Source organism: Pirellulales bacterium, assembly GCA_036499395.1.
GTDB lineage: Bacteria > Planctomycetota > Planctomycetia > Pirellulales > JACPPG01 > JACPPG01.
The window spans coordinates 1-21,683 of sequence record DASYDW010000012.1 but is presented as its reverse complement, the minus strand read 5'-3'; the positions used below and the strand labels follow the sequence as shown (position 1 = coordinate 21,683).

Annotated in this window: 19 protein-coding genes; 16 read left to right on the top strand and 3 right to left on the bottom strand. The window is 61.5% G+C overall.

Annotated features, from left to right (window positions below):
- Window position 1: 1 nt before the first annotated feature.
- Window positions 2-1,480 carry a glycosyltransferase family 87 protein gene (locus VGN12_02560; protein ID HEY4308310.1) on the bottom strand — a complete coding sequence of 493 codons (1,479 nt, stop codon included), beginning with the start codon at window positions 1,478-1,480 and terminating at the stop codon, window positions 2-4.
- A 396-nt stretch (window positions 1,481-1,876) separates the two neighbouring features.
- On the opposite strand from VGN12_02560, the gene VGN12_02555 reads away from it, so the two are divergent.
- The 14 genes from VGN12_02555 to VGN12_02490 all read left to right on the top strand — a co-directional run bounded on the left by VGN12_02555 (window position 1,877) and on the right by VGN12_02490 (window position 17,051).
- Entirely contained in the window at window positions 1,877-2,878 is a 1,002-nt protein-coding gene (locus VGN12_02555; protein ID HEY4308309.1) for an HD domain-containing protein, read from the top strand.
- Between the two features lie 358 nt (window positions 2,879-3,236).
- The gene (rnr, locus tag VGN12_02550) at window positions 3,237-5,525 is read left to right on the top strand and encodes a ribonuclease R (GenBank protein HEY4308308.1); all 2,289 of its coding nucleotides are present in this window, start codon (window positions 3,237-3,239) and stop codon (window positions 5,523-5,525) included.
- 16 nt (window positions 5,526-5,541) lie between these two features.
- Window positions 5,542-6,060 carry a pentapeptide repeat-containing protein gene (locus tag VGN12_02545; GenBank protein HEY4308307.1) on the top strand — a complete coding sequence of 173 codons (519 nt, stop codon included), beginning with the start codon at window positions 5,542-5,544 and terminating at the stop codon, window positions 6,058-6,060.
- 330 nt (window positions 6,061-6,390) lie between these two features.
- Window positions 6,391-7,509, top strand: coding sequence for a glycine cleavage system aminomethyltransferase GcvT (gcvT, locus tag VGN12_02540; protein ID HEY4308306.1), 1,119 nt, complete (start codon window positions 6,391-6,393; stop codon window positions 7,507-7,509).
- On the top strand, window positions 7,506-7,907 hold the full coding sequence (gene gcvH / locus VGN12_02535; protein ID HEY4308305.1) for a glycine cleavage system protein GcvH: 402 nt from the start codon (window positions 7,506-7,508) through the stop codon (window positions 7,905-7,907). The genes gcvT and gcvH overlap by 4 nt, the downstream gene beginning before the upstream one ends.
- 215 nt (window positions 7,908-8,122) lie before the next feature.
- A complete protein-coding gene (gene gcvPA / locus VGN12_02530; GenBank protein HEY4308304.1) occupies window positions 8,123-9,493 on the top strand; it encodes an aminomethyl-transferring glycine dehydrogenase subunit GcvPA in 1,371 nt (456 codons plus the stop codon).
- Window positions 9,486-10,976, top strand: a complete 1,491-nt coding sequence (gcvPB, locus tag VGN12_02525) for an aminomethyl-transferring glycine dehydrogenase subunit GcvPB (GenBank protein HEY4308303.1) — start codon at window positions 9,486-9,488, stop codon at window positions 10,974-10,976. The genes gcvPA and gcvPB overlap by 8 nt, the downstream gene beginning before the upstream one ends.
- A gap of 14 nt (window positions 10,977-10,990) precedes the next feature.
- Entirely contained in the window at window positions 10,991-11,734 is a 744-nt protein-coding gene (locus VGN12_02520) for a biotin/lipoate A/B protein ligase family protein (protein HEY4308302.1), read from the top strand.
- A gap of 458 nt (window positions 11,735-12,192) precedes the next feature.
- Window positions 12,193-12,843, top strand: a complete 651-nt coding sequence (locus VGN12_02515; GenBank protein HEY4308301.1) for an FHA domain-containing protein — start codon at window positions 12,193-12,195, stop codon at window positions 12,841-12,843.
- Between the two features lie 349 nt (window positions 12,844-13,192).
- Window positions 13,193-13,393, top strand: a complete 201-nt coding sequence (locus VGN12_02510; GenBank protein ID HEY4308300.1) for a hypothetical protein — start codon at window positions 13,193-13,195, stop codon at window positions 13,391-13,393.
- A gap of 161 nt (window positions 13,394-13,554) precedes the next feature.
- The gene (locus VGN12_02505) at window positions 13,555-13,800 is read left to right on the top strand and encodes a hypothetical protein (GenBank protein ID HEY4308299.1); all 246 of its coding nucleotides are present in this window, start codon (window positions 13,555-13,557) and stop codon (window positions 13,798-13,800) included.
- Window positions 13,801-13,955: 155 nt separating this feature from the next.
- Window positions 13,956-14,543, top strand: a complete 588-nt coding sequence (locus VGN12_02500; GenBank protein ID HEY4308298.1) for an RNA polymerase sigma factor — start codon at window positions 13,956-13,958, stop codon at window positions 14,541-14,543.
- Window positions 14,524-15,258: a hypothetical protein gene (locus VGN12_02495; protein HEY4308297.1), complete on the top strand. Its 735-nt coding sequence runs from the start codon at window positions 14,524-14,526 to the stop codon at window positions 15,256-15,258. The genes VGN12_02500 and VGN12_02495 overlap by 20 nt, the downstream gene beginning before the upstream one ends.
- 38 nt (window positions 15,259-15,296) lie before the next feature.
- Window positions 15,297-17,051, top strand: coding sequence for a hypothetical protein (locus VGN12_02490; protein HEY4308296.1), 1,755 nt, complete (start codon window positions 15,297-15,299; stop codon window positions 17,049-17,051).
- 13 nt (window positions 17,052-17,064) lie between these two features.
- On the opposite strand, the gene VGN12_02485 is transcribed toward VGN12_02490, so the two are convergent.
- Together VGN12_02485 and VGN12_02480 are read right to left on the bottom strand one after the other, a co-directional pair.
- Complete coding sequence (locus tag VGN12_02485; protein ID HEY4308295.1) at window positions 17,065-17,745, bottom strand: class I SAM-dependent methyltransferase; 681 nt, start codon at window positions 17,743-17,745, stop codon at window positions 17,065-17,067.
- Window positions 17,746-17,792: 47 nt separating this feature from the next.
- On the bottom strand, window positions 17,793-19,091 hold the full coding sequence (locus VGN12_02480) for a DUF6786 family protein (protein HEY4308294.1): 1,299 nt from the start codon (window positions 19,089-19,091) through the stop codon (window positions 17,793-17,795).
- A 688-nt stretch (window positions 19,092-19,779) separates the two neighbouring features.
- On the opposite strand from VGN12_02480, the gene VGN12_02475 reads away from it, so the two are divergent.
- Together VGN12_02475 and VGN12_02470 are read left to right on the top strand one after the other, a co-directional pair.
- Window positions 19,780-20,487, top strand: coding sequence for a sigma-70 family RNA polymerase sigma factor (locus VGN12_02475; protein ID HEY4308293.1), 708 nt, complete (start codon window positions 19,780-19,782; stop codon window positions 20,485-20,487).
- A gap of 5 nt (window positions 20,488-20,492) precedes the next feature.
- The gene (locus tag VGN12_02470; GenBank protein HEY4308292.1) at window positions 20,493-21,494 is read left to right on the top strand and encodes a hypothetical protein; all 1,002 of its coding nucleotides are present in this window, start codon (window positions 20,493-20,495) and stop codon (window positions 21,492-21,494) included.
- Window positions 21,495-21,683: the final 189 nt, after the last annotated feature.

The following is a 21,683-nucleotide window of genomic DNA, read 5'->3' as shown; positions in this document are numbered from 1 at the left end:
GTTAGGCTCCGGCCTGCAATGACTCGGCGCGGGGGCGCCGCAGTTTGACCTTGGGGGCGGGCACGGAGGACTCGCGTACTTCTTCCAACCGACCGCCGACGGCGATCATCGCCAACCCGGTCGCGTACCAGGTTGCGGTGCCGATGCCCAACAGGCCAATCCGCCCGGTGATCGACAGGGCCAGGTAATGCGCCATCACCAGGGCGACCGGAGTCCAGGCCATCCACCAGGCGGCGCGCTTCATGTCGCGCGACAACAACCACAGCGGCAACAGCAGCACGCCGGGGGCGAGTTCGGTGTGATAGAAACCGCGGCTGATTGGCGAGACGACCAATGCCGCCGTGCAGGCCAGGGCGATGGTGGCTGCCTGCCCCAGCAGATCACCACGATAAACGGCCAAGATTCCCGCCATCAGCAATAGCGCGACGGCCGCCGCGCGCGCCACCAGCAGCACATGCCCGACGCCGGGATGATCCATGACCATCGACGGTGCATCGCGCCATTCGCGATCGATCAGACGATCGTCCGCGCCACCCAGAAACTCGTAGCCGATAAAGTCGCCCAGGCGAATCACGGCGTTCGAGAAACTCTGGTTGCGGTACGAGCGGGTGTTGCCGGTTTTGTCCGATTCGAAATGGTCGTTCGCCTTGGTTAGCTTGTCGTGATAGAAGCGATTCAAGTAACCAAGATTTGCATTCCAGCCGACTAGCATGGCGGGGATCACCAGCACCATCAGCAACGTGCCCAGGGCGGCACCGCCGTAAACGGCGCCGGCGCGCAACCGATCGCCGGCCCCGGTGGCATGTTTTGCCAGGACCACGCGTGCCGCCAGGATGAAGAGCACAAAGGCGACGGGCAGAGCCGGCGTCACTTTCAGCACGACGGCCGCAACCAGGGCCACGCCCCCGGCGACCCATGCGCGCCATGTCGCGCCGGTGATGCTCAAACGAATGCCCAGGACGAGCAGATATAGTTTCAGGACATCGACCTGGCCGCGCTGCAGGCAGTTGAGAACCGGAAGCGCCGCCGTGGCGATCGCCGCCCAAGCGATCCAGCGCGGAAAATCCTGATCCGTCGATTTATAGCCGGCCAAAGGGGCGAAGGTCTTGAACAGCGCCGCGCACTCGCGGACCAGACCCGCGACGACCGCCACGCTGATAAAGAACCAGATCGAGACCTGCCAGCGCGGATCGAACCGATCGAGCGGCGAGACGAGCATGGCGAACAAGGGTGGGTAACAATACCCCCATCCGCGAATGTTGGTGACCTCGTAGGGATCGCGTCCGTCGAAGAAGGCAGCACCGCCGATGGTGTAAGCCGTGAAGTCGGTTTTATGAACGCCGGGCTTTTCCAGATCGACTCGCCCGCGACGCTGCACGTCGAGTGCGCACCATGCGACCAGTGCAATGGCCAGCGCCAGGTACAACGGCCAGCGACGCTGCTGATTTTTGGCCGGCGCGTTGTTCGCATTGTTGTTCATGGGTCGAATCCTTTCTTCCCAGACGTGTCGCAAGCGCGATCGAACGGATCAGACCTGGACGATTTGGAACCAGGTCGAAATAGAGGGGCGGATTCTAAGGGAAAAGGCCCGTTCATCGCCAGACGGGATATCGGGCTGCTATCGCCCGAAAATCGTGCCGAAACCGAACCCTTGTGGCCCTTGCGACGCCCACCTAGAATCCAAACTCGGTTCTCGGCGAGGTCCTGCGAAGACGCGGGGCGCGACCGGGCCCGCCATTCCCATTTGAGCTCCTCGGACGAAGCCCCCTCGTGCTGTGGCCCTTCGGCCCAGCCGCCCAGCCTGCCACTTGTGCCTGTTCGCAATTGTGTCGGGCTGTGAATTGGTCTTCTTCGATCGCTCTTAGAAAGTCGTTGCATGCCCAGGCGTAATGTGAACCAGTTGGGTCACCAGGAAGCCGTCGACCAGATTTTTCTTGCCTCGCAGAAACAACTGCGCCCGAATCGCAACGGCAATCTGTATTTGCAGGTCGAGTTGTCGGACCGAACCGGCTCGATCAGCGCCCGGATGTGGAACGCCTCGGAATCGGACTATCGTAATTTCGACGACGGCGATTTTGTTCGCGTCGAGGGAAGCACGCAGCTCTATCAGGGCGGACTGCAACTGATCGCGGCCAATATCTGCAAGGCGCGCTTCGAAGAGGTCGACCCGGCCGACTTCATGCCGCTGACGCCGGCCGAGATCGATCGGCTAGCGATACGCCTGGGTGAGCTGCTGCGGTCGATGGCAAATCCGCAATTGGTGACGCTGGCCGAATGTTTCTTGATGGACGACGAGTTCATGAAAGGGTTCATGAAGTCGCCGGCCGGCGTGAAGAACCATCACGCCTACATCGGCGGACTGCTGGAACACGTCGTGAACTTGATGGAGATCGTGACCCGCATCGTTGAGTATTACCCGGCGCTTGATCCCGATTTGCTGCTGATGGGCGCCTTCCTGCATGACATGGGGAAGATCAACGAACTGAACTACGATCGCGGGTTCAGCTACTCGGACGAGGGGCAATTGATCGGCCACGTCGTGATGGCGGTCGGCATGGTGGACGCCAAGGTCGCCGAGGCCGAGAAGCTGTCGGGTGAGTCGCTGTGCAAAGAGACGGTGCTGCGGCTGAAGCACATCATCGTCAGTCATCATGGGCAGTACGATTACGGCAGCCCCAAGCTGCCGATGACTTTGGAAGCCGTGGCGTTGCACCAGTTGGATAACCTGGATGCCAAGATGCACAGCTTCCACCAGTTGATGCGCGACGATCCGAACGTCGAAAGCTCTTGGACCGCATACAACCAGGGGCTGGGGCGCAAGCTTTTCAAAGGGCAGAACTTCACATCCCACACACTTCCCATGGCCAACGCCGAGTAGGTTTCGTTGTCGGCCGTGTCTTGCCGGCCCGCGGGTATGGCTCGCGCGCCAGGGATGCTGTGGAGCGGGTTTTTGGCCTGTCCGAGCCCGAAAAATCGGCATTTTTCCCGTCGCGGCGTGGCGAATTTGCCACGCGATGCCCAAATGCGACGTATGATAGAGCAGACATAAAGCCCGCCGCCGCAGGAATTCTTTCGCCGGCCGGCTGCACTCAAAACACTCTTTTTTTCACCGCGCTACGTAACAGCGTGGTTTCGAGCGAGGGTTCGAGCGCTTGTCGCGTTCCCCCGTCTCTTCGCCCCTCTCGATGCCGAGAAGGGCATTTTCAAACACTTGTCCAGGAAGCAGAATTCTCATTATGACAAACGACCAGCCTGAAGATTTGGAACAGGCACTATTGGAACTGGTGAACGGGCCCGACTATCACCCCGTGAAGCCCAAGGTTCTGGTCAAACGACTGCACATCGCACAAGACGACGTGCATCTACTGAAAAGGGCCATCAAGAAGCTCGTCAAACGCGGCCTGCTCTCGTACGGGGAAAACCACCTGGTGCAGGCCGGCAGTGGCGAGCCCGTGGTCAATCGCATCACGGGAACATTTCGCCGCGCGGCGGCAGGTTTCGGCTTTGTGCGGCCGGCGAACGCGGCCGTAGGCCACACCCGCGAACAAGATATTTACATCTCGCAGGACGATGCCGGAGACGCGGCCAGCGGTGATACCGTGCTGGTGCGGATGTCGAAAGAGCGCGGCGGACGATTCCGCAATCCGCGCGGCGCCATCGTCGAAGTGCTGGAACGTGACACGCACTCGTTCGTGGGTTCGTACTTCGAAGCAGGCGGCCTGGGCATGGTGCAGGTCGACGGCACCGTGTTCGCCAAGCCGATCTCGGTCGGCGATCCCGGCGCGAAGAACGCCCAGATCGGCGACAAGGTCGTGTTCGAGATGGTCCGCTTTCCCAGCCATATGCACGATGGCGAGGGCGTAATCACCGAGGTCCTCGGCCCGCGCGGCGATCCGGGGGTCGACACGATGTCGATCATTCGCGAGTTCAATCTGCCCGAGCATTTTCCGGAGGACGTCGCCGAGGCGGCCCGCGGCGAAGCGGAGAAGTTCGACGAATCGATTTCGTCGGGTCGGACCGACATGACGCACGAAATCGTCGTGACGATCGATCCCGTGGACGCCCGCGACTTCGACGATGCGATTTCGCTGTTGCGGTTAGAGAACGGGCATTGGCTGTTGGGCGTGCATATTGCCGACGTGTCGCACTTCGTGCGGCCCGGCACGCCGCTCGATCGCGAGGCGCATAAACGGGCTACGAGTGTTTACCTGCCCGATCGCGTGTTACCGATGCTGCCCGAGGTGATCTCGAACGGCCTGGCCAGCCTGCAGCCGGGGCGCGTGCGTTATACGAAGACGGCGATGATCGAATTCACCGGCGACGGCGCCCGGGTGGGCGTTGATCTGCACTCGGCCGCGATTCGCAGCCGGCATCGCTTCACGTATGAAGAGATCGACGACTATCTGGCCAATCCCAAGAAGTGGCAAGCGCAGCTACCGGCCGAAGTGTTCGAGCTCGTCGCGCGGATGCACGAACTGGCGATGATGCTGCGGGCGCGGCGCTTCAAACGCGGCTCGCTGGAATTGTCGCTGGACGAAGTGAAGGTCGACCTGGACAAGAACGGCCGCGTGATCGGCGCGCACCGTGTGACGAACAGCGAAAGCCATCAGGTCATCGAAGAGTTCATGCTGGCGGCGAACGAAGCCGTGGCTGATACGCTGGCCGAGGCTGATTTGCACTTTCTGCGGCGCGTACACCACGCCCCCGATCCACGCCGGCTGAAGGCGCTCACGGATTTCGTGAAAGAACTGGGCTATCAGGCCGACAGTCTGGAAAGCCGGTTCGAGATTCAGCGATTGCTGGCCGAAGCGGCGGACAAGCCGGAACGGCAGGCGGTAAACTACGCAATCCTGCGCAGTCTGGCGCAGGCGGTTTACAGCCCCGAGGTCGAAGGGCATTACGCGCTGGCCAGCGACTGCTATTGTCACTTCACGTCACCGATTCGCCGCTATCCGGACTTAACGATCCACCGACTGATCGACGGCCTCTTGAAGAAAAAGAAGCCTCGCAACGATCTGACCGAGCTGGTCGTGCTCGGGCAGCATTGCTCAGATCGCGAGCGGCGCGCCGAAGCGGCCGAGCGCGAGTTGACCAAGGTCAAGCTGCTCGATTATCTGGGCCAGCGGATCGGCGAAGAGTTGGACGCCGTCGTCACGGGGGTCGAGGAATATGGTCTCTTCGCACAAGGCATTGCCTTGCCGGCCGAAGGGATGATCCACGTATCGAGCCTGGCCGACGACTATTACAGCTTCGACCGGCGCACGCACAGCCTGTCGGGGCGACGATCGGGGAACAGCTTCCGGCTGGGTGACATCATTCGCGTGGCCGTGGCGCGCGTGGATGTCGATCGGCGGGAACTCGACCTTCGGCTGGTCGTGAAAGAAGGGCGCGGGCCGTTGATCGAACGGCCGAAGCGCGACGGAACGCGTCCTGCCGGGCGCGGAAAGCCGAGCCACGCATCGCACGGCGGCAAGCGGAAGGATTCCGGCGGGAAGAAGGATGAGAAACGCGGCAAGCGGCGATAAGTGATTGGGACGCGTCATGGCCGACGAGCAAGTCATCGAAATCAAGAATGCCGCAGGGGTCGTGGTCGCGTCCGTTCGAACGCGAGGGGGTGCATTGCTCGCACCGCAATTCTCTAAAATGGATCTGACCGGCGCGATCTTCGATTCGCTAGTTATGGAAGGCGCCTCGTTTGAATTCTGCGAGCTCAAGGGGGCAAGTTTTCGGGGAAGTGATCTTTACTGGGCATTCTTTTGTTCCGAGAACCTTGAGGACGCCGTTTTTGACGGCGCCCTCCTGAGCGGCGTGAATTTCGCACATGCTAATTTGCGGCGATCGAGTTTTCGCGGCGCGAAGCTGACCAGGGACAATCTCGGAGGATTTGCGACATTCGAGTCGGCTGACCTTCGTGGCGCAGACTTCCGGGATACGGAACTTGCTGGAAACATCTTCGCGAAAGCTCGTATCGATGACCGGACGCAATTCCCACGAGGCTTCGTTGCCGAAGGTGCATGGTTCATGCCTGAGGAGATCTCTGATTCCAGCGACGCCGATTAACTGGGGCGATATCGAGTGCGAGGGCCATGTCGCCGCTTCGCGCAGGCCTGGCTGGTTGGGCACTCGGCAGCACGCTACATGCTCAATTCGTGGCGTGGTTATGCGTGGCCGAGTAATGATTTAAGACGCCCGATGCCTGCGGCGACCGCTCCGCACACTGGAAAGGATTCGCTGCGTCGCTACAATACCGCCAGAGCTGTGGCCGGTGCGTTCTGCGCCGTGTGTGACAGCGATTTGGCATCTTGGCAGCCTTCCGTACGCCCTTCGGGCTTTGGTCGCACCGGCGGGGGTTGCATTTTGTTTCACCGCCCGCCCGGAAGCGAGCGTCCGATGGCCACTGCGCTAGCACAAACACCGCTCTTCGACTGGCACGCCTCGCACGGAGGCCGGATGGTGGACTTCGCCGGCTGGTCGATGCCGGTGCAATACACATCGATCGTGGCCGAACATACGGCCACGCGTACCGCGGCCACCCTGTTCGATATTTCGCACATGGGACGGCTGCGCTTCGACGGGCCAGGTGCGGCCGGCTTTCTCGATTCGGTTGTGACGCGCCGTGTTACGGACCAGCAGCCAGGACAGGTGCGCTACTCGCTCGTCACGCGTGACGACGGCGGCATTCTTGACGATGTGCTGGTCTATCACCTGGCGGATGCCGGCGGTGGCTCCTATTGGCTGATGGTCGTCAATGCCAGCAACCGCACGAAGATCGTCGAATTCCTCGAGCCACGGCTGGCACTGGCCTCGGATGTATTGTTCACCGATGCCACGTTTGATTGGGCGATGATCGCCGTGCAAGGGCCGCACGCCAGCGCCCTGGTGCAACCGCTGGTCGAGCGGTCGCTCGACACCATGAAGTATTATCACGCGGCCGAGACGCGCATTGCCGGCCACGGCGGCATCGTCAGCCGCACCGGGTACACCGGCGAGGATGGTTACGAACTGATCCTGGGCGCGCGGGCGATCGAGGGGGTCTGGCAGACCCTTATTGCCGCCGGTGCGACGCCTGCCGGACTAGGCGCACGCGACACGCTGCGTTTGGAAGCGGGCATGCCGCTGTACGGACACGAGTTGTCCGAGGCGATCGATCCGTTTCAAGCCGGGCTCGATTTTGCCGTGAATCTGCCCGATCGCGCGTTCTCTGGTAGCGCTGCCCTGCAGACCTTGAAGCAGCGAACCGGCGTCCCTTGTCGCGTCGGACTGACGATGACCAGCAAACGGGTCCCGCGCGAAGGCTTTCATATCCTCTCATCGGACAAAGTCGTGGGTAGCGTTACGAGCGGCACTTTCTCGCCCACGCTCGAATGCCCGATTGCGATGGGCTATGTGCAGCCTGAGTTTGCACAGCCCGACACGGAACTTGCCATCGATATCCGCGGCCGCGCCGAGCCGGCGCGCGTCGTGACGCTCCCCTTCTATCGCCGTACTACGAAAGGAAGCCGTACGTGAAGCCTGAGAATCTACTATTTGCGAAGACGCACGAATGGGTGTACATCGAGCCGGACGCGTCAGGTGGCAAGGTCGCGACCGTGGGCATCTCGGCCTTCGCGCTCGAGGCGCTGACGGACCTGGTCTATATCGAGCTGCCGAAACTCGGCCGCACGTTGAAGGCGGGCGAGTCGTTCGGCGAGATCGAATCGGTGAAAGCCGTGAGCGATCTCTACAGCCCGGTCGATGGCACCGTGGTGGCCGTTCACGACGCGCTGCCGAACCAGCTCGAAGCCTTGCCGGCCGATCCCTACGGCAACGGCTGGATCGCAAAGATCAAGCTGGCGGACGAATCGGCGCTCGGCGAATTGATGAACTACGCCGCCTATCAGAAGCAGTGCGCCGAAGAGGGGCACTAGAAGTGTGAATGACGGATGTCGAATGCAGAAATGTCGAAGGAAAATTAAAGCGACGAATGACTAAGCCCTGTCGCAGCGCAACGCTGCAGCCTGTGCTGTTCGACATTTTTGATTTGAGATTTCGTTAGGCATTGAGATTTGGACATTCGGCATTTGCCGGGTGACGGCGCGAATCAGCGGACACGGACGAAACGTTTCCAACAGTAACAACCAACATGCCATTTTTGCTGAACACCCCTGAAGACGAGCAGGCGATGCTGGCCGCGATCGGCGTGGCGTCGCTCGATGAATTGTTCGCCATGGTGCCGGGCGATCTGCGATTGCGGCGCGAGCTGGCGATTCCGCCAGCTTTGACCGAGATCGAGCTCACTGCGCACATGGGAGCACTAGCGCGGGCGAACGTTGCCGCGGGCGAAAAGGTCTGCTTTCTCGGCGGCGGCAGTTACGACCATTTCATCCCGGCCGTGGTCGATGCGATCGCCGGGCGTGCCGAGTTCTACACCTCGTACACGCCGTATCAGGCCGAGGCGAGCCAGGGGAACTTGCAGGCGTTTTTCGAATACCAAACGCTGATCAGCCGGCTGACAGGCATGGAAGTGGCCAACGCCAGCTTGTACGACGGCGCCACGGCCGCCACGGAAGCGGTGCTGATGAGCATGAGCGCCACGGGACGCGCGGGGCATATCGTCACCGCGGCGAGCGTGCATCCCGAGTATCGTCAGACGCTGTCGGCCTATTTGCATCACCTGGAGGTCGAGCAAACCACGGTAGGTACGCCCACCGGCGCCATCGCACCGCAGGATTTGTTCGACGCGGTGCGCGACGACACGGCTTGCGTGCTCGTGCAGCATCCGAACTTCTTTGGCTGCCTGGAAGAGGTCGAGCGGCTGGTGCAAATCGCGCACGACAAGGGGGCGATGTTCATCGTCATTGCCGATCCGATCAGCCTGGGATTGCTGAAGCGGCCGGGCGATTACGATGCCGATATCGTCGTGGCCGAGGGGCAATCGCTGGGCAACCCGATGTCGTTCGGCGGCCCCTACCTGGGCATCATGGCCTGCCGCGAGCGTTTGGTGCGGCGCATGCCGGGGCGCATCGCGGGGCAAACGGTTGATCGTCGCGGCAAGCGCTGCTGGGTGCTGACGCTGCAAACGCGCGAGCAACATATTCGCCGCGACAAAGCGACGAGCAATATATGCACCAACCAGGGGCTACTGGCGCTGCGGGCGATGGTTTACCTGGCCCAACTGGGACCGCACGGTCTGCGCGAGGCGGCTGAGCTTTGCCTGCGCAAGGCGCATTACGCCCGCGAGCGGCTGGCGGCGGTCGAACGGCTGGAATTGCCTTTCGCGCGGCCGACGTTCAAGGAATTCGTGGTGCGCGATCGTGACGGTCAGGTCGCGTCGCTGTTGGGTGAGCTCGCGGCGAACGATGTTTTCGCGGGCGTGCCGCTCGCGACGTGGTATCCGGAACTGGCCGACTGTTTTCTTGTGGCCGTGACCGAGAAGCGAACGCGCAAAGAGATCGACGCGCTCGCCGCTTCGCTGGCCAGCAGCAATCGAAAGGTGGCGCCCGCCCATGCGTAATACTCGTGCCACGCAACCCTTGTTCGATCTGGCAAAGCCGGGACGTCGCGCCACGCGCTTTCCTGCGAGCGATGTGCCGGACGTGCCACTATCGAAGATTCTGCCGACGACGGCCGTGGCCGCGACCTTACCGGAACTGCCCGAGCTGGCAGAGCCGGACGTGGTGCGACATTTCACGAACCTTTCGACGTTGAACATGTCGGTCGACACGCATTTCTATCCGCTCGGTTCGTGCACCATGAAGCACAACCCGAAGCGGAACGAGCGGCTGGCGTCGCTGCCGGGCATGCTTGATTTGCATCCATACCAGCCTGAGGAGACGCTGCAGGGGATGCTGGCGCTGTTGTACGAGTTACAGCAGATGCTGGCCGAGATTGCCGGGTTGCCGGCGGTGTCGTTGCAGCCGGCGGCCGGGGCGCAGGGGGAATTTTCGTCGTTATTGATGGCGGCGGCCTACTTCCGCGAGCGCGGCGAGCGGCGGACCAAGGTACTGGCGCCCGACAGCGCCCATGGCACCAACCCGGCAAGCGCGGCCGTGGCGGGCTTCCAGGCTGTGACCGTCAAGAGCACGCCGCAGGGGTTTGTCGATCTCGAGGACCTGCAAGCCAAGCTCGACGAGCATACGGCCGTGTTCATGATCACGAATCCCAATACGCTGGGCATGTTCGAGCCGAACATTAAGCGCATCGCCGAAATGGTGCATGGCGTGGGCGGTTTGCTCTATCTGGATGGCGCGAACATGAACGCCATTTTGGGAATCTGCCGGCCAGGGGATTTCGGCGCCGACATGATGCACTTCAATTGCCACAAGACCTTTAGCGGTCCCCACGGCAGCGGTGGGCCAGGGGCGGGGCCGATCGCGGTGACCGCGACGCTTGCGCCGTACCTGCCGGCGCCGCTGGTGGCGCGCGACGGGAAAGGTTACCGGCTGGATAACGACCGGCCGAAATCGATCGGCCGGGTGCGCAGCTTCTTCGGCAATGTCGGGATCCTGGTTCGCGCGTATTGCTATATCCGCTCGCATGGTCCGGACGGGCTGAAGCGCGTGAGCGAGCACGCGGTGCTGAACGCGAATTACCTGTTGGCGCGGGTGAAGCACATCTTCCCGGTGCCGCAGGGGGATCGTTGTATGCACGAGTTCGTCGCCTCGGCGGCGAAGCTCAAGGCGGACAAGAACATCTCGGCAATGGACATCGCCAAGCGGCTGCTGGACTATGGGTTTCACGCGCCGACGGTTTATTTTCCGCCGATCGTGCGCGAAGCTTTGATGATCGAGCCGACGGAAACGGAAAGTAAAGAGACGCTGGACGCGTTTGCCGAAACGCTGTTTCGCATCACGGAAGAACCGGCCGACCTGCTGCACGAGGCGCCGCACACGACCCCCATCAGCCGGCCGGACGAAGTGCGCGCGGCGCGGCAGCCGATCATGGTGACGCCTGTAACGCACGAATCGCCTGCTCCGACGAAGAAGAGCGAGTCCTAACGACCGGTGGGCGTATGAACTCGTGGCGATTGATCGAGAACCCGCCTGCGGCCGGTGACTGGAACATGGCGGTCGATGCCGCCTTGATGGAATCCGTGGCGGCCACGGGCCAGTGCTGCCTGCGGTTCTATAGCTGGGCCGAGCCGACGCTGTCGCTCGGTTATTTTCAGAACGCGGCTGATCGCCAGCGGCATACGGCCAGCCAAGCCTGTCCGATCGTGCGGCGGTCGACCGGCGGCGGCGCGATCGTGCATGATCGCGAGCTGACCTACAGCCTGGTTGTGCCGACAGGTCATCCGCTGGTGGCGCGTCCGCCGGAGCTTTACTTGCTACTGCACCGCACTTTGATCGAAGCCCTCAGCGATTGGCAGATCGTGGCGAAAATTTGTCCAGACACGATCAATCGCTCGTCGAACGACGAGCCCTTTCTTTGCTTCGAGCGGCGTGCCGAGATGGACGTGGTCCTCGACGATTGGAAGATCGCCGGCAGCGCACAGCGCCGGCGACGCGGCGCGGTGCTGCAGCATGGCAGTGTCCTTCTGAAAAAGTCGTCCGCGGCGCCAGAGCTTTTCGGCATAATCGATGTGGGGGGAAAGGTCGTTGAGGGGGATGCCCTGGCAACCGCATGGCGCGAACAACTAGCGAAGCAGTGCAAAATCTCCTGGCAGAAGATCCCTTTGGATGCCGCGGAATCAGAGCGCGCGACCGACCTTGTGGGCGAGATTTATGGCCAGCCGGGCTGGACCCAGCGACGATAATTTGGTGATGTAAGGCACGTCGTTGGGGGCCGTAGCTAGTGGGGGATGCGGAGCGAAAACGAACCTCAACGTGCTATCCCCAAAAGGACTAGCAGTAGCGAGTGGTTTTCCAGGGACTTTCTTTGACCTTGGCCCTTGTGCCTGATACGATCAGTCGTGGTTTTTGGGGGGCAATAAGATTTTTCTAGGCGGTGTCTAGGACAGGTAAGTGACCTGTTCTTGGGGGCCTTGAAATTTGCGAAGTATCGGGCAAATTAGTTACGACATTCTACCGGGGTGTACATTTTAGAACGGGTCTAGGCAAGTCGGCCTGCTTCCTTCATTCATAATCTTTCCGCGAAGCAGTTCTCCTTGTTAACCCTGGGTGTGCATTTGTCCGGCGTGATCATGCAGAGGTCTTCTGGTTCGTGCTCTCATTCTTCTGTGCTTGCGCGTAACCTCTGCGGAGTTGTGTCGGGATGGAAGTCAGACTTAAGGTTCTCTTGGGTCCTAATGCAGGCAAGGAATTGCCGGTAGCCGGACCGAAATTTCTGATCGGACGTGCGGAAGACTGCCAGCTTCGCCCTCGTAGCGATTTAATCAGCCGTCATCATTGCGTTCTCTTGATCGAGGACGGGATGATGAGCGTGCGCGACTTCGGCAGCAAGAACGGCACGTTGGTCAATGGCGAGCGCGTGCGCGGCGAATGCGAGTTGAAGAACGGTGACAAGCTGGTCGTCGGTCCGCTCGAGTTCGAATTCTGCGTCCATGTCGGCGTAGCCTCGAAGAAACGCCCCAAGGTGGAGAGCATCAAGGAAGCGGCGGCGCGCACCGCCGAGGGGAGCGGCGGTCAGGCCGAGAACGACGTCGAGGAATGGATCAAGCCCGACGAAGAGCAGGCTTCGAAGGACACCCGTCGCTTCAGCATGAACGAGACCGAGGAAATCGATCTCAAATCAGGCGAGACCCAGGTGGGGCCGTTCGTCCCTCCCCAGCAACAGCCCGTTCCCGCGCCCCATGCCAAGGGAAAGGCTCAGCCAGGCAAGCTCCCCCCGATGCCGGCCAAGACCACTGGCGACAGCGGTCAGGCAGCCACCGACGTCTTGAACAAGTTCTTCAAGCGCCGCTAGGCACCGCGCACGATCGACCATTCTTCCTTTTCTGGCGGTAGGTGCCTGCACGCGCCTTTCTCCATTGTTGGCCTTCTCGCCCCGCTAGCCCGCGCGAGCGCTACCTTGCCGTGCGGCAGGCGGCGGACTAGCTTCAAACGTTGGCGGTCCGTCCGATCGAGTGAGCATTCTAGTCACGCACACCGTGTGGATGCTCGGTCGAGCCGACGACGGCTGTCGCTCGTCCGGAAGTTCTCCTGCCAAGAGCGGGTCCTGTTGCACTCCCCAACGCGGTTCTGGCCTAGGCCGTGTCCCCGGCGGGCCCGACTCGCGAGAACACGATTAACCACGATTCCTAAGGAGTTTGTCCGTGTCGACTGAAGAAGAAGCCCTGAAGCGCAGATACCGCGAGTTCCTGGATTTGCTACCGCTGACGGTGGCGATTGCCGGGTTACCCGCTAGCGAATCGGCCCGCAGCTATACAGGTGAGCAGATGGAGGCTCGGGCCCGCGTCCTGGCCAACGCCTTTAAACTGGCGCGGCAGGCGGTGCGGGAGTCGATTCGCAGTTAATCCTGGCCGAGGATAGTGATAATGCGGCATGCTTGACCCGTCGCGGCGCGGCTGCCTATAGTTTTTGTGGCTTGGGTATTTTCGCAGCCGGGGCCGGGGCCCATGGTCCTGGCGGCCTGCCGGCTCGAACCTCCGCTCCTTTTTCAGATTCCGAGGTTTCCTTGAAAGCTGCCCGATCGAAACAGCAAAAGGCGGCCCTGCTGGGGCTGGGCTTGGACGGTGACGACGGCCACACGCGTCTAACGCGTGGCGAGAACTTCGTGCTTTACGGGGGTTCGCAGGATACGCACGCCCAGATGCAGGAAACGGCCATCAAGCTGAACGAGAAGCTCGAGCGGCGGGGCCAGCGTCTGGAGGATGTTTCGCCGCGGGATTTGCGGGAAATCTTCCGAGAAATCCACGAATAGACGCAGGATTTTCGCCGCGGCGGTTACATTCAGAGAATTGACCGCTCGCCCCCGGGTTTTTCCCCGGCAAAGTGTGGCCGGCGGCCTGGCGGTTTTATTGCCCGCTGAAACCCGCTGCTATCGCGCGGGGTATGACCAAGCGAAGGCCAGTTGCTATGCCCGCTGACCCCGATCCGTCCGCAGTCGAAATCGCGGATCTGGTGCGTCGCTGCCTGGGGGGCGAAGCCGAGGCAGCGGGAGCCTTGGTTGCGCGGTTCGAGCGTCAGGTCTTTGCCCTCTGCTACCGCATGCTGGGTCAGCGTGAGGACGCCGAGGACGTGGCGCAGGAATCGTTCGTGCGGGCGTTGCGCAGCCTGCGCAGCTGGGATGCCGAGCGGGATTTCGCACCCTGGTTGTTGGCGATTGCCGGTAACCGTTGCCGGACGTGGTTGTCGGCCCGGGCACGTCGTCCGCGGTTGGCGAGCGAAGTGGAACGAATTGAGGACAGCACGCCCCCGCCCGAGGCCGCGCGGAACCTGGCGGAGGAAGTGGAACGAGCGTTAGGCGGAATCCGGGCTGAGTACCGGCAGGCCTTTGTCTTGTTTCACGAGCAAGAGCTGAGCTATGGCGAGATTGCCGAGGCGATGGGTTGCCCGCTGGGAACGGTGAAGACGTGGGTTCATCGCGCGCGTCGTGAAATAGTGGAACAACTGCGATCACGCGAAGTGTTGCCGGAGAATTCTCGTGCGCTGCGAAGAGTTTGAAGCCCGATTGAATCAGATTATCGACGAGCGGGGCGAGCCCGGCGCTGATGCTGCGCTCGCGGCGCATGCGAGCGTCTGCCAGGCCTGCGAACAATTGAAGCGAGACGTGGAATCGATGCTGGCGAGCATGCCCGTCGTTGCCACGCGTGTGGGGCCTGCGCCCGCGGGTTTACCGTTGCGGGTGGTGGCCGATTGGCAAGCCTCTCGGCGCGACGATCGCACGCGGCGGCGCAGCCGGGTGATGCTGGCGATGGCCGCGTCGTTGCTCGTGGCCCTGATACCGGCCGCGATCTGGTTTGCGCTAGCGCCGCGGGCCGAGACGGCACGGCCGGAATTGATCGCCGACGAGATGCAAAGGGCCACAACGAGCGCGTCCGAAACGGCAATTGCTTCCCATGACGGCGTCGATGCGGCAGCGTCTGACATAGCGCCGACCGACGCGCAGCCGGCGCTAGTGGATCAAGCGCGCGAAACGTACGAGCCACTGTTGGCCGCGACCAGCGAGCAATGGGCGAGCGTGTGGGGCACCGCCGGCGACGACAAGATACCGACCGAGGCCGCGCCGGCGCAACGTGCCGATGACGAAGCCGATGCCGGTTTCGAACTGGCGGGCATTCGCCCCGTGGCCGAAAGCGCGAGCCGATCCGTGGCGGCGCTCCTGCGCGTGTTGCCGGGGAGTGCCCGGGCGCTCGGCGAGCAGGGGATTCCTCAATGACGTGCCAGGGTCTGTTGTCGCTTAGCAGGTTGCTTTGCGTGACCCTGATTGTCGCGTTGTTTCTGTCTTTTGTCGTCGCGCCGAATGCTCAGGCGGATGATGCCGACACGTCGCAGGCCGAACCTGCGAAGGTTGAATCGTCGAAAGAGCCGCGTAGCCTGGCCAGGTTCGTGCCGGCCGACGCGGGTTTGTGCGTCGAGATTACGAATCTTGCCGCGCACCTGGATCGCTTTTACGAAAGCCGGCTCTTCGCTCGGTTTCAATCGTTTCCGCCGCTGGCAGGTTTTTTGAAGAGCAACCGCGCGGCGGTGCAGGCGCTGGCCGAAGAATTGCGCGAGCAAACGGGACTATCCGCCGGTGAGATGGTGCATCAGATTCTCGGTCAACAGGTGCTGGTGGCGGTGTGGCCCGGCGAGGCGGAAAATTCGAGCGCCCCTGGTCCGGCGCTTGCGCTTGTCGAGTGCGATGATGCGGTACTACTGGCGCGTGTGACGGGCCGTCTATTGCAAGCCGAGCGCGCGGCAGGGCGCAGTGTCGCGAAGAGCCGCTGGCAGTCTGGCCTCGCGAGCTGCGACATTCATCGCATCGACGTGGGCGTAAGTGAATCGTCGCTGTACCTGGCCGTGATCGATCGGTTCGGAATTGTCGCCACCAGCGAAACGCTGGTTACCAAGGTTCTGGACCTGCGCGCCGGCAAGCAAGAAGCCCCCTCGTTGGCCGACCGTGCCGAATATCGGGCGGGCATGGAACGGCTGAATCCGCAGGCCGTGGTTCGTGCCTTCCTTGATCCGCAATCATGGCGGGCGTTGATCGCGGCGCACGATGATTCCGCCGGCGAGGTCGCGCCGAGTTCAGGCAAATGGCTGGCCGAACAGTTGGCGTCGGCTGAGTACCTGGTGCTGTCGTGCGAGATCGGCGAACGCGTCGTGGCCGAGGCATTTCTGCAAAGGCGTCATAGGGCGCTGGTGAAATCGGCGGACACATCAGGCAACGAGGCGCGATCGCGTTTGGCCGAACGCCTGCCAGCAGGCGCGGCGGCGGCGTTTGCCGGGCGCGTCGACCTGGGGCGGCTTCTGGAAATATTCTTCGGCGATCGAGCGAACTCGGGTGAACCGGAAGTCGGCAGCCTGGTCTTGCACGATCAGCCCGGCTTGCACGTTCTGTCGGCGCTCATCGCCGAGCGTGGACGAAATGCCGTGGCAGCGCTCTTGCCGGATGAATCATCGAGCACGGCCGGAGCCAGGGCCACGAAACCCGCCTGGGTCGTAGGTTTTGATACACACTCGTTGTTGCCCGCCGATCGCCTGGTATTGGGCGAACGGCTTGATCCTGTTCTGCGCGCGACGCTGACCGCCACGATCATGATGTACAACCGCGCGGGCGCGTCGATGTCGATCGAATCGGTCGAGGAGGACGGCGTGCCGCTGACGTCGGTCGCGGGGCTGGCGCTGATGGGGCAAGGAAAGGCGGCGACCTTCTCGCTTTTGAAGGGATATTTTTGGGCCGGCACCTCGCGCGACATCGTGCGCGACGCCGCGCAGCTTGCGCCCGCACAGTCATTGGCCGGCGATGCTCGCTTTCAGGAACTGGTCAATCCGCGGATCACGGGGGCGAGCCACCTGGCCTACTTCGATCTGGCGGCGCTGCGACGATTGATGGTCGCAAACTCCGACGAGCGCGTCCGTGATCTGTACGGCCTGGCGTCACTGGCGGATCGACTGCTGGTCGAACTCGAAATCAGCCCGGCGGGCATCGCGATTTCTGCCACGGCCGTCGCGGATCCGGCGCCGTAGACGGCAACGGCTTCTAATCCCTGCGCGCAGCGAGTGTCCAATGCCGATCGCTGGTTTGCGTAACACAATTCGGCGCAAGACCAATGCTTTCGGCCAAGGCCCGTGCCTCGTCGAGATTCAAAGCGGCACGTAACGACTGGTCGAACAGTTGCCGTTGGTGATCGTTCGCGCCGGCCGCATACGTGGCGACCAAATGATTCACTGTCGCGTCGTCGACGGGTCGCAACAGATCGCGCACGAAGATCAGACCGCCGGGCGCGAGTACGCGAACAGCCTCGGCCATTGCATCATGCGGCGAGGGAATGTGATGCACGATGCTGTTCGAGATCACCAATTGAAACTGACAATCTGAATACGGAAGCTGCTTTGCGTCAATCCGATCGAGCCGGATCTGGCTCGTGAGGCCGGCCACTTCGACATTCGTGCGCCCCAGGTGCAGCATCGCCGCGGCCAGGTCGATGGCCACCACTCGCACGTCGGGACACAGGCGGCAGAGCGCGATGGGAATTTGCGCCGTGCCTGTGCCGATGTCGAGAACGTCGAGTCCCTCGTCGGTGGAAAGCGCGGCCTCGGGATATTCGGCCAGCAGATCGGCGACGAACGTGGCGTTGACCGTCGCGTGATCCATCGCGTCGTAATCGAGCGCTTCGGCCGCGGTATCCATGACCTCGGGCTCGAGTACGCGAGAGAGCATCGAATGATCCTTGGCTAAGCGACGGCTCGATTAAACCGCGCGCGGGTTCACGGTGTGGCGAGGAACTTCTGCAGATCGGCAATGTCGACTTGCAGCGTGGCTTTCAACAGGCGGGCCAGGACCGCCGATTCCGCCTGGATGTGAAACGTGCGATGCGTGTGCGAAATCGTTTCGCCGACGGCCAGGGGTCGAGTCGGCCCGAGCGATTCTAGTTCGTAGAACCCGCCCATCGCCTTGGCGCCTGGCTCGGCAGGTCCGTCGTTATACGTGTTGAAGACGTCCCCGGAGTAGGCGTTCTTCTGCCGTAGTTGCCAGGTGTTGTTGACGTAGTGGTGTTCGGTCGGCTTCTCAGGCATGGTGAAGTGGACCAGCGTCAACACGCCGATGCGCAGATCGAGCGATCCGGCATAAGGAAGTGCGCGAGTCTGCGTGACGCCCAGCTTGGCCCGATATTGACCGTCGGCACGGAACAGGACCGCCGAAGGCGTGACTTTCAAACGGCTCGCGGGAACTTCGCCGAAATAGTCCGATTGCACGGCCGGCCCCAATTCTTGTTCCGAGCCAGCCTTGTAGGGCAGGATGATCACGGTTTGATCGCCGCCGGGAAACTGGCCGAGCGACCAGATCGAGACCAGTCCGGAATTCAAATCCCAAGCGAGCGGGCCGACATTCTTCGCGCTGTTGACGGTCTCGAAGCCGACGTAGCCGGGCGCTTTCGACGACGACTGCTTGGGCCGCAGCTCGTCCGCGGCAGCGGCGCCGAAGAACGATTCGAATTGCTTCACATCCAGCAGGCGTGCCGTGCGCTCGACGTCGAGATCGAACGTGTATTCCGAAGCGTTGGTAACGCGGACGCGCCGCGCCATGCGGCAACTGTCGGAGTCGTGGCTCTCGACCTTGAACGCGCCGGTATTGAGCGCGGCGGGGGTGAACCAGTTGCGGACGATCTGCTTTTCTTCGAGCTTGAACCACAGGGCGAACTGGCCCCCTTCGGGCCCCAGCCAGAATCGATCCTCACCGCCGTAGTTGTTGAACGAGGCCGCCTGCTTGCCGGACTCGATAAAGTCGTAGTTGATCCAGCCCAGGCTTGATCCGTCCTCACCGGCCAGGGTCGAGGTCATGACTCGGCCTTGCAGGTCGGGGCAGATCGTGACGCGCTGACCGTTATCGCTGGTCAGCTCGATGACTTTCGTGTGGCGCTCTAAGAAGTCACGGGCTGCGGAGTATTTCTTATGCATATCGGCGTCGGCCTTGATTTGGGCATGCGCGGTGCGCTGGCCAGTCGCGAGTGGGACAACGAAGAGAATTGCGAAAACCGCTAAGAGCGTACGGCGAGGGGATCGCATGCGAAAGCCTCCTGAGTTGCCGAAGCGAGGCAGCAACGAAGTGCCCCGAAACAGCCTTACGATCGGAAGATGCCTAATTCAGGGAAACCTAGCACGCGTTCTTTCGCGGCCCAGTCCCCGCGGAGCCGCGAATGTTGCTGAAAAGCTGCGGTTTCTGTCATCAGATTGATTTGCCGACGAGGCGGGTCAGGTTATGCCGGCGACTTTTCTTGCCAAACCGCAACGATTTTCAGCAGGCACTCGCCGTAAATGAATATGTATACGCAACTTGCAGAACTAGTCAGCTTGGCGGCCATCTTGGCAGGCTCGATTTTAGGTGCTCGGCGACTGTAGCAGAATCGTACAGTGGCATCATTCCTATCGTTGTAACAATTGAAATAGCTGTCGCCAGCAGACTACAGTCGAGGTCGAAAACTATCGTCAATTCGACGTCGTCTAACATCAAACCTGGAAATAATTTGCGCCAAGTTAAAACGCCTGCGGAAGGGGCCGCGAGGGATTGGCATGGCCATGGGCATACAGTTTGCGTCTATACGTGGTCCAGAAGTGACAAGGTCGGCCGAACGCCACTTTGGCATTTTTAAGGAAAAAGCTCGCAAGACTACGTAAACCTCGCGCAACCAACAATTTTGGTAGAATAACCACTTGGAGGAATTCCGGAAGAATCCTCCGCATATGGCGATTAGTCATGAATAAAACGATCATGTCCGAGCAACAGGTTCGCAAGACTTCCCCCACCAAGCCGGAGACGGCTGCGAAAGCAGTGGTCACGAGCCCGCTGGCCCCTTCAGCAATGTCGCAATGGAGCGACGAGGACTTGCTGGATCGCTATTGCAGCCAAGGGGATCCAAAGGTATTTGGAACCTTGGTCCACCGGTATGAGCGCGAGCTTTACAGCTACCTGCGCCGCTACCTGGGGGATGCCGCGATGGCCGAGGACGCATTTCAAGGTACTTTTTTGCAGGTGCATCTGAAATGTGCCCAATTTGAGTCGGGACGGAAGTTTCGGCCGTGGCTTTATACGATTGCCACGAACCAAGCCATTGATGCGCAACGTAGAAACAAAAGACATCGGATGGTCAGCCTGGATCGCCGGCAAAAAGGGGACTCGGAAGAGGACCTGGGCTCGCTTTCCGAGCTGTTGGTCAGCCGCGAGGCTGGGCCGGCGAAGGAAGCCGACGCTGAAGAGCGGCGGCGCTGGATCCGGGATTCGGTCGGTTCGTTGCCCGACGCCTTGAAAGGCGCAATCACTCTGGTTTACTACCAAGGATTGAAATACCGGGAAGCGGCCGAGGTTTTGAAGGTGCCGGTGGGCACGGTGAAGAGCCGGTTGCACACCGCGATCACGAAGCTGAATGAGGCGTGGAAAAGCGCCCAACCAAGCGGGGATCGCTGACGGCGATGCGCGAGCAACTTCTGGGTTATCTGCTGGGTGCGTTGGAGCCGTCGGAACAAGCCTCGGTCGAGGCGTCCCTGGCTGTTGATCCTGAGTTGCGACGAGAACTTGAGAAGCTGCGATCATCCTTACGTGCTCTGGACGACGCAGCCGAGGCGGACGATGAGGACTTCACTCCCCCGCCAGGACTCGGAGCCCGCACCTTTCAGTTCGTGCGGGCGCATGCCGCGTGGAATACTCGCGGGCAGGCCGCCAGCAACACAGGCGCTTGGAAAGCTCCTGATTATCTGATCGCGGCCGGAATCTTTTTTGTCGCGTCGATGCTGGTGTTCCCAGCAATTCAAAACGGTCGTGCCGGGGCCCGACTGACAGCCTGCCAGGACAAGCTGCGGTTGCTCGGCATGGCGATGACTCAATATGCCCAGATTCACGGGCATCTTCCCTTTATTCCTGCTACGGGGAACATGGCCGCGGCCGGCGCCTACGCCCCGATTTTGCAGGAGAGTAATCTGTTGGAAAGCCCATCCAACGTGCTTTGTCCGGAATCGACGCTGGCTGGTCAGGCTGATTTTCGGGTGCCGACGTTTCGCGAACTCGAAGCCGCGAATCCTCAGGCACTACAGCTTTGGCATCGCGTCATGGGAGGAAGCTACGGCTATCATCCCGGCCATATCGAGAATGACCGTTATGTCCCCACGCGCGATAACGGTCGCGAGCACTTTGCGGTGATGGCCGACGCGGTGGATGAAGTCGGCGCCGACCGCAGCTGCAATCACGGTCAGCGCGGCCAGAATGTCCTCTGCCTGAGTGGGAGGGTTGTATTCATTGTGATCCCTCGCCTGATCGAGAATGGGGATCATATCTACGTCAATGACCACGGAGTGAAAGGGGCAGGGCGCGGGGCGAACGACTCGTCCATCTGCAATAGCTCTGTCCCGCCGGTCGCGCGGCCCGTGACCATCAGTCGTTTGCCGGCAGGTTGGTCGATTACGCCGAAGCGTCCGTAATTTCAGCCGTTCTTGGCTGGTCTCTTCTTCCTCGCCGCTGTGTGGTCATTTGGCCTCGCACCGTGTGGCAGGCGTGTAGCGTTCGTGCAACATTGGCCGTGCCCCCTTGGCGGACTCGGCGTGGTATTCTGCGAACGCAAATGCCGTGCAGCCAGGGACTTCACGCGTCCGGGGCGTCGCAAGGTGTGA